Origin of the sequence: Mycobacterium colombiense (assembly GCF_001672755.1) — a bacterium.
In the GTDB taxonomy this organism is placed as follows: domain Bacteria; phylum Actinomycetota; class Actinomycetes; order Mycobacteriales; family Mycobacteriaceae; genus Mycobacterium; species Mycobacterium colombiense_C.
In genome coordinates this window covers 121,796-138,314 of record NZ_LZKI01000073.1, presented here as the reverse complement: position 1 = coordinate 138,314, position 16,519 = coordinate 121,796, and the positions used below count along the sequence as shown (strand labels likewise).

The window sequence follows — 16,519 nt, the reverse complement described above, 5'->3', positions numbered from 1 at the left end:
GGTCCGCGGCGCCCCCCGGTCTAGAGTCGAATCGCATGACGATCGATGTCTGGATGCAGCATCCGACTGCGCGGTTCCTGCGCAGCGACATGCTGGCATCCCTGCGGCGGTGGACGGGCGGGACGATCCCCGACACCGACATCCCGATCGAGGCGACCCTGGCCGCGATGGACGCCGCCGGCGTCGAATTGGGTCTGCTCAGCGCGTGGCGCGGGCCGGGCGGAGCGGACCTCGTCTCCAACGACGAGGTGGCGCAATGGATTGCCGCGCACCCGGACCGGCTCGCCGGCCTGGCCACCGTCGACCTGGACCGCCCGATGGACGCCGTCCGGGAGTTGCGGCACCGGATAGCCGACGGGGGATTCGTGGGGCTGCGGGTGGTGCCGTGGTTGTGGAACGCCCCACCCACCGATCGTCGCTACTACCCGCTGTTCGCCCAGTGCGTGGAATCCGGCGTGCCGTTCTGCACCCAGGTCGGCCACACCGGCCCACTGCGCCCGTCGGAGACCGGCCGGCCGATTCCCTACATCGACCAGGTGGCTCTGGACTTCCCGGAGCTGGTGATCGTCTGCGGCCACGTCGGCTACCCGTGGACCGAGGAGATGGTCGCGGTGGCGCGCAAGCACGAAAACGTCTACATCGACACCTCGGCGTACACGATCAAGCGGTTGCCGGACGAACTCGTCCGGTTCATGAAGACCGGAACCGGGCAGCGAAAAGTGTTGTTCGGCACCAATTATCCGATGATCACCCACGAGCACGCGCTGGCGGGACTGGACGAACTCGGGCTGACGGACGAGGCCCGCCGAGACTTCCTGCGCGGCAACGCCGAACGAGTTTTCCGACTGGAGGCAATGAAGTGAACGGTGCCCAGGCCCTGATCAACACCCTGGTCGACGGTGGCGTCGACGTGTGTTTCGCCAACCCGGGCACGTCGGAGATGCACTTCGTCGCCGCCCTGGACGCCGTGCCGCGGATGCGCGGCGTGCTGACGTTGTTCGAGGGGGTCGCCACCGGCGCGGCCGACGGTTATGCCCGCATCGCCGATCGCCCGGCCGCGGTCCTGCTGCACTTGGGCCCCGGACTCGGCAACGGCCTGGCCAACCTGCACAACGCCCGTCGCGCGCGGGTGCCGATGGTGGTGGTGGTCGGCGACCACGCCACGTATCACAAAAAGTACGACGCCCCACTGGAATCCGACATCGACGCCCTTGCCGGCAGCGTCTCGGGATGGGTGCGCCGAACCGGTGACGCCTCCCAGGTCTCGGCCGACGCCGTCGAGGGCATCGCGGCCAGCCGGTGGGGTTCGCAGATCTCGACGCTGATCCTGCCCGCCGACGTGTCCTGGTCCGACGGCGCCCAGCTGTTCTCCAACATGGAGGCGCAACCGACGGGCGCCGACCCGCTGCTGGCGCCCGAGGTGCTCGAGGTGCTTCGCTCCGGGGAGCCCACGGTGATCATGGTGGGCGGCGACGCCACCCGCCACGCCGGCCTGGCGGCGGCCACCCGCATCGCGGCGGCCACGGGCGCCCGCGTGCTGTGCGAGACCTTCCCGACCCGGCTGGAGCGCGGCGCCGGCGTCCCCGCGGTCGACCGGCTGGCGTATTTCGCCGAGGCCGCGACGGCCCAGCTGGACGGCGCCAAGCATCTGGTGCTGGCCGGCGCCAAGTCGCCGGTGTCGTTCTTCGCCTACCCGGGCATGCCCAGCGATCTGGTACCGGCCGGCTGCGAGGTGCATGTGCTCGCCGAATACAGCGGCGCGGCAGACGCTTTGATCGCCCTGGCCGATCAGCTGGCGCCGGGCACCGAAGCGCCGGTGGCGCCCGCATCGCGTCCTCAGCTGCCGACGGGTCCGCTGACCTCCGCGTCGGCCGCCGACGTGATCGGGGCGCTGTTGCCCGAAGGCGCGATCGTGGTCGACGAGTCGAACACCTCAGGTGTATTGCTCGCTGGGGCGACCGCCGGCGCGCCGGCGCACGATTGGCTGACCCTGACCGGCGGGGCGATCGGCTATGGCATCCCGGCCGCGGTGGGCGCCGCGGTGGCCGCCCCGCACCGTCCGGTGCTGTGTCTGGAATCCGATGGCTCTGCGATGTACACGATTTCGGGATTGTGGACCCAGGCCCGCGAGAACCTCAACGTGACCACCGTGCTGTACAACAACAGCGCCTACGACATCCTCCGGATTGAGCTGCAACGCGTCGGCGCCGGGTCCGCGCCCGGGCCCGAAGCGCTCGCGTTGCTCGATTTATCAGACCCCACAATGGATTTCGTGAAGATTAGCGAGGGCATGGGTGTGCCCGCGCGCCGCGCCACCACCGCCGAGGAATTGGCCGATGCGCTGCGCGCCGCCTTCGCCGAACCCGGGCCGCACCTGATCGACGCCGTGGTGCCGTCAATAACGGGCTAGGGTCGGCAGCCGGCTCAGCAGCCAGTCCGTCATCGTATTGACCACGTCGATGCCCGTTTCGAACGCGCCGTCGTCCGCGTCCGCAGCCAGCGCCACACCCCATTGGCCGGACGGCGTCGGAACGATGCCGAACTGGCGGACCAGGTATCCGCCATGCACGCCCGGTCCCCAACCACCCTTCGCGGCATGACCTTTGGCGGCCAGCCCCCACTGGTCGCCGGCGACCAGCCGCTGCATCAGGTCGATCACTTCCACCGCATCGGGGATGGTAGACAGCTCCGCGGCGAATCGCGCTTGGCGCTGCAGGCTCCACTGGGTTTGGCCGAAAGCGGTGAAGCCGCGGCGAAGTCGCCGCGATTCGACCACCGTCGCGGTGTCACCGCCTTCGGCCACCACGCCCTGGACCCGCCGCGCCGCGTCCATCGGCTCGCCCAGTTGCGACCACAACTGTTCGGAGGCGCGATTGTCGGATTCGGTGATGGCCTTCACGACCAGCTCGCGCGAGCCCAGCCAATCGTTGCGCAGCGCCGCGATCGCCAAGGGCACCTTGATGGTTGACCATGCCACGCCCGACCACCAGCTGCCCAGGGAAAACGTTCTGTCCGGCCGGGCGATCGCGACGCCGACGTTCGCGGGTGCCGCGGCGGAGAGCTGTTCGAAGCTGGCTTCCAGTGCGAGTTCGAGAGGCCGTGCGGTCATGCGCTGATTTCCCTATCCGCGTCCGCGACGTTGACGCCGAGGTGGGCGACCTGCGCATCCACCATCGCGTCTCCTTATCGTTGCGGCATTCTGATTTGCGGCCCCGCGGTCTGCGGCGGGTGCGGGGCCAGGTCGTCAGCCCGCCGGTGGCGGGAGCGGCGGCAGCGGCGGCCCTTGTTCCGGCGGGGGAGGAGCTTGCCACTGTTCGGGGTCCGGCGTCGGCGGTGACCACACCAGCGGCGGCGGGGGCGGCAGCGGAGGCGGCGGGGGCGGCTCCGCCGCGACGAAACCGGCACCCAGTCCGAGCGCGGCAACGCCCAGCGACCCGACCAGGATCGAGCCGGCGATCACTTCGCGGATTTTCATCAACCACTGAGTTTACTGCCAGGGCCACGCATCAGGCGGCAACGGCCGCCGTCGGGCGGCTAACGGGGGATCTTCCACACCGGATCGCCGCAGTCGACGCCCTGGGCGGCCAGCTGTCGCTTCAGCACCTTGAACGTCACCGTCCGCGGGAGTTCGGCGCTGATTCGCACGTACGACGGCCACTGTTTGGGTCCCAGGTCCGGCTGCTCGGCCAGGAAGGCGCGGAACTTCCCGTCGTCGAACTCGGTGCCCGGCGCCATCACCACGGCGGCCATCACCTGGTCGCCGACTATCGCGTCCGGCACCGGGTACACCGCGACCTCGGTGATGTCGGGGTGGCGCAGCAACACCCGTTCGATCGGGGCCGCACCGAGGTTTTCGCCGTCGACCCGCATCCAATCGCCCAGCCGCCCAGCGAAGTACGCGTACCCGGCGTCGTCGCGGTAGGCGAGGTCACCGCTGTGGTACACCCCGCCGGCCATCCGCTCGGCCTCGGCGGCCTCGTCGTTGTAGTAACCCTCGAAACGGCCCGGCCCCGCGCTGTTGACCAGCTCGCCGACCACGCCCGGCGGGCATGACGTGCCGGTGTCGGGGTCGATGATGTCGATGCCGTCGGGAAGCGGGCCCAGTGAACCCGCCGGCGTGTCCGGCGTGCGCGCGATCGCAACGCCGCCTTCGGTGGAACCGAATCCGTCCTGCACGACGCACCCGAACCTGCGCCCGAAGCGCTCGATGTCATCGGGCACGCCCTCGTTGCCGTAGACGGCGCGCAGCGGGTTATCGGCGTCGTCGGGGCGCTCGGGCGTGGCGAGCACATACGACAGCGGCTTGCCGACGTAATTGGCGTAGGTGGCGCCGTAGCGACGCACATCGACGATGAAGTTCGAGGCGGAGAACTTGCGCCGCAATGCCATCGAGCCCGCGCAGGCCGCCGCCACCGCCCAGCCGACGAGCACCGCGTTGGAATGAAACAGCGGCATCGACACATAGCAGACGTCGTCGCGGCCGAGGGCAAAGCGCTGCGACATCGTCACGCCCGCGATCGCGACCTTGCCGTGGCTGCACTTGACCGCCTTGGGCTCGCCGCTGGTGCCCGACGTGAAGATCAGCATGAAAAGATCGGCCGGCGAGGCGTTCTGAAAAGAGATCGCCGCGCCGCGGTGCGCGGCGATCTCGTCGGCCCACTCGGGCGAGTCGGCGTTCAGATGCTCGATGTCGCCCAGCGTCTCAGCCGACGTCGAGTCGGCCAGCACCAGTTGGCAGTCGGCCCTTGCGATGTCGCGCTGCAGCGCCTCGCCGCGGCGCACCGGGTTGAGCCCCACCGGCACGATCCCCGACATTCCCGCCGCCGCCAGCATCGCCGAGAAGAACGGGGTGTTCTCCAGCAGCACGCCGACATGAGGCGGTCGGCCGGGGTCGAGCCGCGCCCGCAACGTCGCGGCGATGGCGGCACCGTGCTGCAGGTGATCGCGCCAGCTGGTGAACGAGTCCTCGAAGTAGATACCCCGGTCGTCGATCTCGGTCAGCGGCGCCAGCAGCTTGGTGACCGTCAGGTCATCGGTGAGATCCATTGCGCCTAAGCGGGTGTCTCGGCCAGCTCCCGGCCGATCCGGCGCAGCTGCCCGGTGGCACCGCCCAGGGCGAACTCGGTCTCCTTGGCGGCCAGGAAGTAGCGGTGCGCGGGGTGATCGGTGTCGACGCCGACGCCGCCGTGCACGTGCACGATGGTGTGCGCCACCCGATGACCGGCATCCGCCGCCCAGAACGCGGCGCTGGCGACATCGATTTCGGCCGGAATGTCCTCCGAGACGCGCCATGCAGCCTGGGTGAGCGTGAGTCGTAGCCCCTTGACGTCGATGTAGCCGTCGGCCAGTCGCTGCGACACCGCCTGGAAGCTGCCGATCGGGCGGTCGAACTGCTCACGCTCGCGCGCGTATTCGGCTGTCATCTGCAGGCCCCGCTCGAGCACGCCGAGCTGGAAAGCGCTGCGGCCCAAGCTGCCCAGCGTTCCGAGCCACGTCACCACCTCGGCGCCGCCGACCTTGCGGCCCTCGTCCACCTCGGTCCCATCCAGGGCCAGGTGCCCGACGCTGCCCAGGCCGGTGGTTTCCAGTGCGGTCACCGTGACACCGGGGTCGTCGGCGGCGACCAGGAAAACCGCCGTGCCGGAGTCCGTTTCGGCGGGCACCAGGAACCCGTCGGCCACCGGGCCGAAGCCGACCTGGGTGCGGGTTCCGGTCAGCCGGTACCCGCCGCCGGCGCCGACCGCCTGCACGGGGCCGTCGCCCATCTCGCCGTCGAGGGCGACGGCCAGCGTCTTCTCACCATTGACCGCGGGCACGCCCCAACTCTGTCGCAGCTCATCGGAGCCGAACCGGGCCAGCGCTCCGGCGCCCAACACCACCGACTCCAGGTAGGGCACCGCAGCCAGCTGGTGTCCCAGCGCGACCAGGATCGCGATCTGCTCGAGCGCGCCGAAACCGTCGCCGCCCAGCGATGAAGCCGAGGCGCTGGACAGGATGCCGGCGTCGATCAGCTTGCGCCACAGGTCGCGGTCGAACCGCTGGTCGAGCCCGTCGAGCTCACGCTGGTGCTCGGGGGTGCATACCGAATCCACGATGGTGTCGACCAGGTTTCCGAGGTCGTTGGCCGCTTCGGTGGTGGTGAAATCCATGAACGTCCGTCCTTCTATTCCGTAGCGGCTCAGCGGTTCCGGGGCAGGCCGAGGGCGACCATGCCAATGATGTCGCGCTGCACTTCGTTGGTGCCGCCGCCGAACGTCAGGATCAGGCAGGCCCGGTGCATCCGTTCGACCCGGCCGCGCAGCAACGAGCCCGGCGAATTCTGGCGCACCGTCGCGGCGGTACCCAGCACCTCCATCAGCAGCCGGTAGGCCTCGGTGGCCAGCTCGGTGCCGTACACCTTGGCCGCCGACGCGTCGGCGGGTGACAGCGCTTCGTCTGCCGCCGAGGCAAGTTCCCAGTTGATCAGCTTGAGCACTTCGGCCTTGGCGTGCACGCGGGCCAGGTTGATCTGCACCCATTCCGAGTCGATCAGCCGGGCGCCGCCGGCGTCCTTGGTGTTCTGCGCCCATTCGCGAACCTCGCGCAGGGCCAGGAAGATCGGTTGCGGCGAGACCAGCGCGACCCGCTCGTGGTTGAGCTGGTTGGTCACCAGTTTCCAGCCGCCGTTCTCCTCGCCGACCAGGTTGGTCACCGGGACGCGCACATCGGAGTAGTAGGTGGCGCTGGTGTCCACGCCGGCCATGGTGTGCACCGGCGTCCAGGAGAAACCCTCGGCGGTCGTCGGCACGGTCAGCATGGAAATGCCGCGGTGCTTCTTGGCCTCGGGGTTGGTGCGCACCGCCAGCCACACCCAGTCCGCATAGGCGATCAGGCTGGTCCACATCTTCTGACCGTTGATGACGTAGTCGTCACCGTCGCGCACCGCCGTGGTGCGCAGGTTGGCCAGGTCGGTGCCGGCGCCGGGCTCGGAGTAGCCGATGGAGAAGTGCAGTTCGCCGGCCGCGATCTTGGGCAGGAAGAACTTCTTCTGTTCCTCGGTGCCGAAAGCCATGATGGTCGGCGCCACGCTGTTGATGGTCAGGAACGGCACCGGCACGCCGGCTATGGCGGCCTCGTCGGTGAAGATCAGCGAGTCCATCGGGGAGCGGTCCTGGCCGCCGTACTCCTTGGGCCAGTTCAGGGTGAGCCACCCGTCCTTGCCCATCTGCGCGACGGTGTCGCGGTAGGCGGTGCCGGTGCCGACCTCGCCACCCCCTGACGAGGTCAGCGCCTCCCGCCGCTCGGGGGTCATCAGCTCGGTGAAGTACGACCGCAGCTCGCGACGCAGCTCCTCTTGTTCCGGGGTGTAACTGATACGCATTTCGGCCGTCCTTGAGGTTAACGACGTTCGGAGTAACAAGCCTCGTCACAGGCTGCAGCTCGACCAACGGCTACCCGTTCGCCTCCCCGGTTGTAACACGTTCTAGTCTGGGAATCCAGCGACCGTTTCGCCAGAGGTGTCGGGGCCCTATGGTGGACCTACGGACTGACGAGGCGAGTCCTGCGGTGGAGGCCAGGTTCAAGGAGGGTGTTGTGCGGGTGATTGTGGACCGTGACCGGTGCGAAGGTAACGCGGTGTGCTTGGGAATTGCGCCAGATATCTTCGACCTGGACGACGAGGACTACGCCGTGGTGAAGCTCGACCCGGTTCCCGCGGATCAGGAGCAACTGGCCGAGCAGGCGATCGCCGAATGCCCGCGCGCGGCACTTCTGCGCGGCGATTAATCCGAGCCCAGAGCGCGTAACCCGAAACTAGAGGTATTCATAAATTGACTAGCAGCACGAACGCGACCGATCTCTCCGGAAAGGTCGCGGTGGTGACCGGTGCGGCCGCGGGCCTGGGACGCGCCGAGGCGCTCGGCTTGGCGCGCCAGGGCGCGACCGTCGTCGTCAACGACATCGCCGCGGCGTTGGACGCCTCCGATGTCATCGACGAAATCAATTCCGCCGGTTCGAAGGCCGTCGCGGTGGCCGGCGACATCAGCGAACGCTCCACCGCCGACGAACTGGTTGCCCAGGCCGATTCGCTGGGTGGCCTCGACATCGTGGTCAACAACGCCGGGATCACTCGCGATCGGATGCTGTTCAACATGTCCGACGAGGAGTGGGACCTTGTCATCGCCGTGCATCTGCGTGGGCACTTCCTGCTGACCCGCAACGCGGCGACCTATTGGCGCTCCAAGGCCAAGGACGCCGGCGGCCAGACGTTCGGGCGCATCGTCAACACCGCCTCGGAGGCCGGGCTGGTCGGTCCGGTCGGGCAGGCGAACTACGGCGCCGCCAAGGCGGGCATCATCTCGCTCACCCTCACGGCCGCACGGGCGCTGGGCCGCTACGGGGTGTGCGCCAACGCCATCTGCCCCCGCGCGCGCACCGCGATGACCGCCGACGTGTTCGGCGACGCACCCGACGTGGAAGCGGGCGGTGTCGACCCGTTGTCGCCCGAGCATGTGGTCAGTCTGGTGAAGTTTCTGTCGTCCCCGGCGGCTGCCGAGGTGAACGGTCAGGTGTTCATCGTCTACGGTCCACAGGTGACATTGGTCGCCGCGCCGACCGTGGAGCGGAAATTCAGCGCCGACGGCGTCGCTTGGAACCCCGCACAGCTGAGTTCGACGCTGCAGGATTACTTTGCTGGCCGTGATCCTGAGCACAATTTCTCGGCTGGCGCGCTGATGGAGCAATAGCCGTAAATGGCTGGTTGACCGGGGGGAATCGCCAGGTAGAACGTGTGTCAGTTTGACACGTGATAAGTGCGTCTGACCTGGCAAATTAACGGTTTGGATAAGGAAGCGCTGTTCATTGACATGGTGAAGTTGTTCTGAGTTAATATGATCCGGCTCACACCGAGCCACGTGCGACCGTAGACGACGCAAAGGCCACACATAGACTTCGCCGAGACCAAACCGAGGGGGGAACCGCGTTGAGGGAACAACTTGCGGTTCCCGCCCGCGCCGTCGGCGGATTTTTCGAAATGATGCTGGATACCGGCCGGGCAGCTTTTCGCCGGCCGTTTCAATTCGGTGAGTTCCTCGACCAGACGTGGATGATCGCGCGCGTGTCGCTGGTCCCCACGCTGCTGGTGTCCATCCCGTTCACGGTCCTGGTGGCCTTCACCCTCAACATCCTGCTGCGCGAGATCGGCGCCGCCGACCTGTCCGGCGCCGGGACGGCATTCGGCACCATCACCCAGCTGGGGCCGGTGGTGACCGTGCTCGTCGTGGCCGGCGCCGGTGCTACCGCGATCTGCGCCGACCTCGGCGCTCGCACCATCCGCGAAGAGATCGACGCGATGCGGGTGCTCGGCATCGACCCGATTCAGCGGCTGGTCGTGCCCCGCGTGCTGGCCTCCACGGTGGTGGCCCTGCTGCTCAACGGCTTGGTGTGCGCCATCGGTCTCTCCGGCGGCTACGTGTTCTCCGTCTTCCTGCAGGGCGTCAACCCCGGCGCGTTCATCAACGGCCTGACAGTGCTGACCGGCCTGCGCGAGCTGGTGCTGGCCGAAGTCAAGGCGCTGCTGTTCGGCGTGATGGCCGGCATGGTGGGCTGCTACCGCGGCCTCACCGTCAAGGGTGGGCCCAAGGGCGTCGGCAACGCGGTCAACGAAACCGTGGTCTACGCCTTCATCTGTCTGTTCGTGATCAACGTGGTGATGACCGCCATCGGCGTGCGGATCTCGGCGAAGTGATGGGACGGGTGCGCACGCCATGAGTTACGACGCAACACTGCGGTTCCGCCGCATCTTCACCCGGCTGCAAGAGCCGGTCGACGACTTCGGCGAGCAGGCGTTGTTCTACGGGCAGACCATGCGGTATGTCCCCAATGCGCTCACCCGCTACCGCAAGGAGACCGTCCGGCTGATCGCCGAGATGACGATGGGCGCGGGAGCGCTCGTCATGATCGGTGGCACGGTCGGTGTGGCCGCCTTCCTGACCCTGGCCTCCGGCGGTGTCATTGCCGTGCAGGGGTATTCGTCGCTGGGCAACATCGGCATCGAGGCGCTGACGGGATTCCTGTCGGCATTCCTGAACGTCCGGGTCGTCGCGCCGGTGATCGCCGGTATCGCGCTGGCCGCCACCATCGGCGCCGGCGCCACCGCACAGTTGGGCGCCATGCGGGTGTCCGAGGAGATCGACGCCGTCGAATGCATGGCGGTGCACTCGGTGTCCTACCTGGTATCGACCCGCCTGATCGCCGGCCTCATCGCGATCATCCCGCTGTATTCGCTGTCGGTGCTGGCCGCGTTCTTCGCCGCCCGCTTCACCACTGTGTACATCAACGGGCAGTCAAAGGGCCTCTACGACCACTACTTCAATACCTTCCTTATTCCGTCGGACCTGCTGTGGTCGTTCCTGCAGGCGATCGTGATGTCGATCGCGGTGATGCTCGTACATACCTATTACGGCTATAACGCCCACGGCGGTCCGGTCGGAGTCGGGATCGCGGTCGGCCAGGCCGTGCGGACCTCGCTGATCGTCGTGGTCGTCATTACATTGTTCATCTCGCTCGCTGTGTATGGGGCGTCCGGTAACTTCAACCTCTCCGGATAAGAGGACCGCTTAAAAGGGACATGGCAGAAACAGACGCGCGCCGCACAACCGTCCGGCTGGCAGCAGCAGTGCTGGCCAGCCTGATAGTGGCTTTCGCTGTGCTGACTTACCTTTCCTACACGGCGGCCTTCGCGTCGATCGACACCGTCACGGTGTCGGCACCCCGGGCCGGGCTGGTGATGGAGAAGGGCGCCAAGGTCAAATACCGGGGTATCCAGATCGGCAAGGTCGAAGCCATCGACTATTCCGGTGACCAGGCGCGGCTGACGCTGGGGATCACCAGCGACGACATGCATTTCATTCCGTCCAACGCGACGGTGCACATCGCCGGTAACACCATTTTCGGCGCCAAGGCGGTGGAATTCATTCCGCCGCAGGCTCCTTCGCCGACTTCGCTGCGTCCGGACGCGCACGTGGCCGCCTCTTCGGTGCAGCTGGAAGTCAACACCTTGTTCCAGTCGTTGATGGACCTGCTGCACAAGATCGACCCCGTCGAACTCAACGGCACGCTGAGCGCGTTCGCGGAAGGCCTGCGCGGCCACGGCGACGACCTGGGCGGCATCCTGACCGGCCTGAATACGCTGACGCGCCAGGCGAACCCGAAGCTGCCCGCGCTGCAGGAGGACTTCCGCAAGGCCGCGGTGGTGGCCAATGTCTACGCCGACGCCGCGCCGGACCTGACCACCGTGATCGACAACCTGCCGACGATCAACAAGACGGTCGTGGACCAGCAGAAGAACCTGGACAGCACGCTGTTGGCCACCATCGGCCTGTCGAACAACGCGTACGAAACGTTGGCGCCGGCCGAAGAGGATTTCATCGCCGCCATCAACCGGCTGCGCGCCCCGCTCAAGGTGGCCGCCGACTACTCGCCGGAACTCGGCTGCCTGTTCGCCGGCGTCGAGCGCGGTATCAAGGAATTCGCCCCGCTGCTCGGTGTCCGCAAGGCGGGCCTGTTCACGTCGTCGAGCTTCGTGCTGGGTGCCCCTGCCTACACCTACCCCGAATCGCTGCCGATCGTGAACGCCTCCGGCGGCCCGAATTGCCGTGGGCTGCCTGACATTCCGACCAAGCAGACCGGCGGATCGTTCTTCCGTTCCCCGTTCCTGGTGACCGACAACGCGAACATCCCGTACGAGCCGTTCACCGAGCTGCAGTTCGACGCGCCCTCCACGCTGCAGTTCTTGTTCCACGGCGCCTTCGCGGAACGGGACGACTTCTGATGGCCGGCTCCTCAGGAATGCCGTCGCACCGCGAGATGATCACCAAGGTCAGCATCTTCGCGGTGGCGATGCTGCTGGTGTCCGCGGGACTGGTGGTGGTCTTCGGCGACTTCCGCTTCGGCCCCGAAAGCACCTACCACGCAACGTTTACCGACGTGTCACGGCTGAAGTCCGGTCAGAAGGTGCGCATCGCCGGGGTGCCGGTCGGCGCGGTGTCGGGCATCAAGCTCAACCCCGACAACACCATCGACGTGAAGTTCGGGGTCGACAAGCGCTACACGCTCTATTCGTCCACGCGCGCGGTGATCCGCTACGAAAACCTGGTCGGCGACCGGTTTTTGGAAATCACGTCGGGCCCCGGGGAGCTGCGGAAGCTGCCGGCCGGCGCGACGATCAACAGCCAACACACCCAGCCCGCACTGGATCTCGACGCACTGCTGGGCGGGCTGCGACCGGTGCTCAAAGGCCTTGACGCCGACAAGGTCAACACCATCAGCAGCGCGGTCATCCAGTTGCTGCAGGGCCAGGGTGGCGCGTTGTCCAATGTGCTGGCCGACACCAGCGCGTTCTCCTCGGCCCTGGGCCAGCGCGACCAGCTCATCGGCGACGTGATCAACAACCTCAACACGGTGCTGACGACCGTGGACCAACGCAGCGCACAATTCTCGACCAGCGTCGATCAGCTGCAACAACTGATCACCGGGCTGGCCCAGCACAAGGACGATATCGCCGGTGCCATTCCACCACTGGCTTCGACGACGACGGATCTGACTGAGCTGCTGAAGAATTCGCGGCGTCCGCTGCAGGGCATCCTGGAGAACACCCGCCCGCTGGCGACCGAACTGGACAACCGCAAGGCCGAGGTGAACAACGACGTCGAGCAGCTGGGCGAGGACTATCTGCGGCTGTCCGCCCTCGGCGCCTACGGTTCGTTCTTCAACATCTACTTCTGCTCCGTGACGATCAAGATCAACGGCCCGGCCGGCAGCGACATCCTGCTGCCGCTCGGGGGCCAGGTGGATCCCAGCAAGGGCAGGTGCGCTTTTGTCAAGTAACGCAGGGCGTGAGCGCGATCCACTGCGCACCGGCATCTTCGGCGTGGTGCTGGTGGTGTGTGTCGTGCTCATTGCGTTCGGCTACTCCGGGTTACCGTTCTGGCCCCAGGGCAAGATCTACGACGCCTATTTCACCGACGCCGGCGGCATCAATCCCGGCAACGCCGTTTATGTTTCGGGCTTCAAGGTCGGCAAGGTGACCTCGGTGGGTCTGGCCGGCGACAGCGCCAAGATCAGCTTCAGCGTCGATCGCCACGTCGGGGTCGGCGACCAGTCGCTGGCCGCGATCCGCACCGACACCATCCTCGGTGAGCGCTCCATCTCGGTGACCCCGGCCGGCGGTGGCAAGGCGACCACCATCCCGCTCAGCCGCACGACGACGCCGTACACGCTCGCCGGCGCGCTCGAGGATCTGGGTCAGAACGCCAACAACCTGGACAAGCCGCAGTTCGAGAAGGCGCTGAACGTCCTGACCGACACGTTGCACGACGCCAACCCGCAGTTGCGCGGCGCGCTGGACGGCGTGACGTCGCTGTCGCGCACGCTGGACCGCCGCGACGAGGCGCTGCAAAGCCTGCTGGCACATGCGAAGTCGGTTACCGGCGTGTTGTCGCAGCGCGCCGACCAGGTCAACAAACTGGTCGATGACGGTAACGAGTTGTTCGCCGCCCTCGACGAACGGCGCAGCGCCCTGAGTCAGTTGATCTCGGGGATCCAGGACCTTTCCACGCAGATCTCCGGCTTTGTCGCCGATAACCGCAAGGAATTCGGTCCTGCGCTGAACAAGCTCAACGACGTGCTGTCCAACCTCAACGAGCGTCGCGACTACATCACCGAGGCTCTCAAGCGGCTGCCCACCTACGCCACCGAGCTGGGTGAGGTCGTCGGTTCGGGTCCCGGATTCAACGTCAACGTCTACGGCGTGATCCCGGCGCCGCTGATTGCGACCATGTTCGACTTCTTCTATCAGCCCGGCAAGATGCCTGCCAGCCTCGCCGACTACCTGCGTGGTCTGATTCAGGAACGCTGGGTGATCAGGCCGAAGTCGCCATGACGCAGCGGATCCTCGGCAGCAGGGGGCTGCGCTACGCCACCATCATCGCGCTCGTCGCGGTGCTGGTGGGTGGCGTGTACGTGCTTTCGTCGCAAGCGAACAACCGCAAGATCGTCGGCTACTTCGCCTCCGCGGTCGGCCTGTACCCCGGTGACCAGGTGCGCGTCCTGGGTGTGCCGGTCGGCACCATCGACACGATCGACCCGCGGCCTTCCGACGTCAAGATCACCATGTCGGTGAGCAAGGACGTGAAGATACCGAAGGATGCCAAGGCGATCATCATGTCGCCAAACCTGGTGGCGGCCCGGTTCATTCAGCTGACACCGGCGTACACCAGCGGTCCGGAGATGTCCGACGGCGCCAGCATCGGCCTGGGCCGCACCGCGGTCCCGGTGGAATGGGACGAAGTCAAGGAGTCGCTGACCCAGCTGGCCGTGCAACTCGGACCCACGGCCGGATCGATGCAGGGCCCCCTGGGTGCCGCGATCAACCAGGCCGCCGACACTTTCGACGGCAAGGGCCAGTCCTTCCACAACGCGTTGCGTGAGCTCTCGCAAGCCGCTGGGCGGCTTGGGGATTCGCGCGGCGACATCTTCGGCACGGTGAAAAACCTGCAGGTACTGGTAAACGCGCTCTCGTCCAGCAACGAGCAGATTGTCCAGTTCGCCGGCAACGTCGCCTCGGTGTCGCAGGTGCTCGCCGACAGTTCGCGCCACCTCGACACCACGCTGGGCACCCTCAACAAGGCGTTGTCGGACATCCGGGGTTTCCTGCACGAGAACAACTCGACGATCGTCGATACGGTCAACAACCTCAACGATTTCGCGAAGACGCTCAGCGACCAGAGCGACAACATCGAGCAGGTGCTGCACGTCGCGGGCCCGGGTATCGCCAATTTCTACAACATCTACGACCCCGCGCAGGGCACGCTCAACGGTCTGTTGTCGATACCGGAATTCGCCAACCCCGTGCAGTTCATCTGCGGTGGATCCTTCGAAACCGCCGGGGGCCCAAGGGCGCCCGACTACTTCAAGCGGGCCGAGCTCTGCCGGGAGCGACTGGGACCGGTGCTACGCCGGCTCACCGTGAACTACCCGCCGCTGATGTTCCACCCGCTCAACACGATCACGGCGTACAAGGGCCAGATCATCTACGACACCCCGGAGACGCAGGCCAAGTCGGCGACCCCGGTACCACAGCTGACCTGGATCCCGGCCAAGGGCGCGCAGACGCCGCCCGCCGCCCAGAACCCGGCTGACCTGCAGGCCCTGCTGGTCCCGACGGCCCCGCAGGCCGCTCCCGGGCCGGGCCAACCGGCGCCGGCGGGCGCCGCTCCCGCGCCCGGCCCCGCTCCCGGAAGCGCGTTCGGTCCGTTGCCGGGTCCGGCTCCGGGCCAGGCCCCCGGTGGGCCTGCGGCCGGCCTGGGCGGTGGCGGATGAACCGAATGTGGTTGCGCGCCAGCGGATTGGCGACCGGCAGCATGCTGCTGGCCGGCTGCCAGTTCAGCGGGCTGAACTCGCTGGCGATGCCCGGCACCGCGGGGCACGGCAGCGGCGCCTACTCGATCACGGTCGAGCTGCCCGACGTGGCGACGCTGCCGCAGAACTCTCCGGTCATGGTCGACGACGTCACCGTCGGCAGCGTCGCCGGCATCTCGGCCGAACAGCGGGCCGACGGATCGTTCTATGCCGCAGTGAAATTGGCGCTCGACAAGAACGTGGTGCTGCCCGCCAACTCGACCGCGACGGTCGCCCAGACCTCGCTGCTCGGTTCGATGCACATCGACCTGGCCCGGCCGAAGGACAAGCCGGCCGTCGGCAAGCTGAAGGACGGGTCGAAGATCGCGGAGGCCAACACCGGCCGCTATCCCACCACCGAAGAGGTGCTTTCGGCGCTCGGCGTGGTGGTGAACAAGGGCAATGTCGGTGCCCTGGAAGAGATCACCGACGAGACCTACAAGGCGGTCGCCGGCCGCCAGGACCAGTTCGTCGACCTGATCCCCAGGCTCGCGGAGCTGACCTCCGGACTGAACCGTCAGGTCAATGACATCATCGACGCCGTCGACGGACTGAACCGATTCTCGGCGACCCTGGCGCACGACAAGGACAATCTGGGCCGGGCGCTGGACACGCTGCCCGAGGCGATTCGCGTGCTCAACAAGAGCCGCGGCCACATCGTCGAGGCCTTCGCCGCGCTGCACAAACTGGCGAACGTCACCTCGAACATCCTGGCAAAGACCAAGGTGGACTTCGCCGCCGACGTGAAAGATCTTTACTCGGCTGTTAAGGCTCTGAACGACAACCGCAAGAACTTCGTCACCTCTCTGCAGATTTTGTTGACATTCCCATTCCCCAACTTCGGCATCAAGCAGGCCGTGCGTGGCGACTACCTCAACGTGTTCACCACCTTCGACCTCACCCTGCGCCGCCTTGGTGAAACGTTCTTCACCACAGCGTATTTCGACCCGAACATGGCCCACATGAACGAGATCCTCAACCCGCCCGACTTCTTGACCGGCGAGATGGCCAACCTGTCCGGACAGGCGGCCGACCCGTTCAAGATCCCGCCCGGCACGGCTTCAGGACAGTAAGGGGGCGGGCG

16 protein-coding genes are annotated in these 16,519 nt (G+C 66.9%); 11 read left to right on the top strand and 5 right to left on the bottom strand.

Going from position 1 to position 16,519, the window contains the following annotated elements:
* Positions 1-35: 35 nt before the first annotated feature.
* Both A5708_RS10400 and A5708_RS10395 read left to right on the top strand, forming a co-directional pair.
* Positions 36-863, top strand: a complete 828-nt coding sequence (locus tag A5708_RS10400; RefSeq protein ID WP_065028530.1) for an amidohydrolase family protein — start codon at positions 36-38, stop codon at positions 861-863.
* Positions 860-2,410: an acetolactate synthase large subunit gene (locus A5708_RS10395; protein WP_065028529.1), complete on the top strand. Its 1,551-nt coding sequence runs from the start codon at positions 860-862 to the stop codon at positions 2,408-2,410. Before A5708_RS10400 ends, A5708_RS10395 begins: the two co-directional genes overlap by 4 nt.
* Here A5708_RS10395 and A5708_RS10390 read toward each other — a convergent pair.
* The 5 genes from A5708_RS10390 to A5708_RS10370 all read right to left on the bottom strand — a co-directional run bounded on the left by A5708_RS10390 (position 2,396) and on the right by A5708_RS10370 (position 7,360).
* A complete protein-coding gene (locus tag A5708_RS10390) occupies positions 2,396-3,109 on the bottom strand; it encodes a hypothetical protein (RefSeq protein WP_065028528.1) in 714 nt (237 codons plus the stop codon). The genes A5708_RS10395 and A5708_RS10390 overlap by 15 nt on opposite strands.
* 135 nt (positions 3,110-3,244) lie before the next feature.
* Positions 3,245-3,475: a hypothetical protein gene (locus A5708_RS10385; RefSeq protein WP_065028527.1), complete on the bottom strand. Its 231-nt coding sequence runs from the start codon at positions 3,473-3,475 to the stop codon at positions 3,245-3,247.
* A gap of 59 nt (positions 3,476-3,534) precedes the next feature.
* Positions 3,535-5,046, bottom strand: coding sequence for a long-chain-fatty-acid--CoA ligase FadD17 (gene fadD17 / locus A5708_RS10380; protein ID WP_065028526.1), 1,512 nt, complete (start codon positions 5,044-5,046; stop codon positions 3,535-3,537).
* 5 nt (positions 5,047-5,051) lie between these two features.
* Positions 5,052-6,149 carry an acyl-CoA dehydrogenase family protein gene (locus tag A5708_RS10375; RefSeq protein WP_065028525.1) on the bottom strand — a complete coding sequence of 366 codons (1,098 nt, stop codon included), beginning with the start codon at positions 6,147-6,149 and terminating at the stop codon, positions 5,052-5,054.
* A gap of 29 nt (positions 6,150-6,178) precedes the next feature.
* Positions 6,179-7,360, bottom strand: a complete 1,182-nt coding sequence (locus A5708_RS10370; RefSeq protein WP_065028524.1) for an acyl-CoA dehydrogenase — start codon at positions 7,358-7,360, stop codon at positions 6,179-6,181.
* Between the two features lie 212 nt (positions 7,361-7,572).
* On the opposite strand from A5708_RS10370, the gene A5708_RS10365 reads away from it, so the two are divergent.
* The 9 genes from A5708_RS10365 to A5708_RS10325 all read left to right on the top strand — a co-directional run bounded on the left by A5708_RS10365 (position 7,573) and on the right by A5708_RS10325 (position 16,508).
* Positions 7,573-7,764 carry a ferredoxin gene (locus tag A5708_RS10365; protein ID WP_065028618.1) on the top strand — a complete coding sequence of 64 codons (192 nt, stop codon included), beginning with the start codon at positions 7,573-7,575 and terminating at the stop codon, positions 7,762-7,764.
* 44 nt (positions 7,765-7,808) lie between these two features.
* Complete coding sequence (locus tag A5708_RS10360) at positions 7,809-8,723, top strand: 3-oxoacyl-ACP reductase (protein ID WP_065028523.1); 915 nt, start codon at positions 7,809-7,811, stop codon at positions 8,721-8,723.
* A 236-nt stretch (positions 8,724-8,959) separates the two neighbouring features.
* Entirely contained in the window at positions 8,960-9,724 is a 765-nt protein-coding gene (locus A5708_RS10355; RefSeq protein ID WP_007772499.1) for an MlaE family ABC transporter permease, read from the top strand.
* A gap of 19 nt (positions 9,725-9,743) precedes the next feature.
* Positions 9,744-10,586, top strand: a complete 843-nt coding sequence (locus tag A5708_RS10350) for an MlaE family ABC transporter permease (protein ID WP_007772500.1) — start codon at positions 9,744-9,746, stop codon at positions 10,584-10,586.
* A gap of 20 nt (positions 10,587-10,606) precedes the next feature.
* Positions 10,607-11,809: an MCE family protein gene (locus tag A5708_RS10345; RefSeq protein WP_065028522.1), complete on the top strand. Its 1,203-nt coding sequence runs from the start codon at positions 10,607-10,609 to the stop codon at positions 11,807-11,809.
* Positions 11,809-12,864 carry a virulence factor Mce family protein gene (locus A5708_RS10340; protein WP_065028521.1) on the top strand — a complete coding sequence of 352 codons (1,056 nt, stop codon included), beginning with the start codon at positions 11,809-11,811 and terminating at the stop codon, positions 12,862-12,864. The genes A5708_RS10345 and A5708_RS10340 overlap by 1 nt, the downstream gene beginning before the upstream one ends.
* Positions 12,854-13,918, top strand: coding sequence for a virulence factor Mce family protein (locus tag A5708_RS10335; protein WP_065028520.1), 1,065 nt, complete (start codon positions 12,854-12,856; stop codon positions 13,916-13,918). Before A5708_RS10340 ends, A5708_RS10335 begins: the two co-directional genes overlap by 11 nt.
* Positions 13,915-15,357: a virulence factor Mce family protein gene (locus A5708_RS10330; RefSeq protein ID WP_065028519.1), complete on the top strand. Its 1,443-nt coding sequence runs from the start codon at positions 13,915-13,917 to the stop codon at positions 15,355-15,357. Before A5708_RS10335 ends, A5708_RS10330 begins: the two co-directional genes overlap by 4 nt.
* On the top strand, positions 15,354-16,508 hold the full coding sequence (locus tag A5708_RS10325; protein ID WP_065028518.1) for an MCE family protein: 1,155 nt from the start codon (positions 15,354-15,356) through the stop codon (positions 16,506-16,508). Before A5708_RS10330 ends, A5708_RS10325 begins: the two co-directional genes overlap by 4 nt.
* The last annotated feature ends 11 nt before the right edge of the window (positions 16,509-16,519 follow it).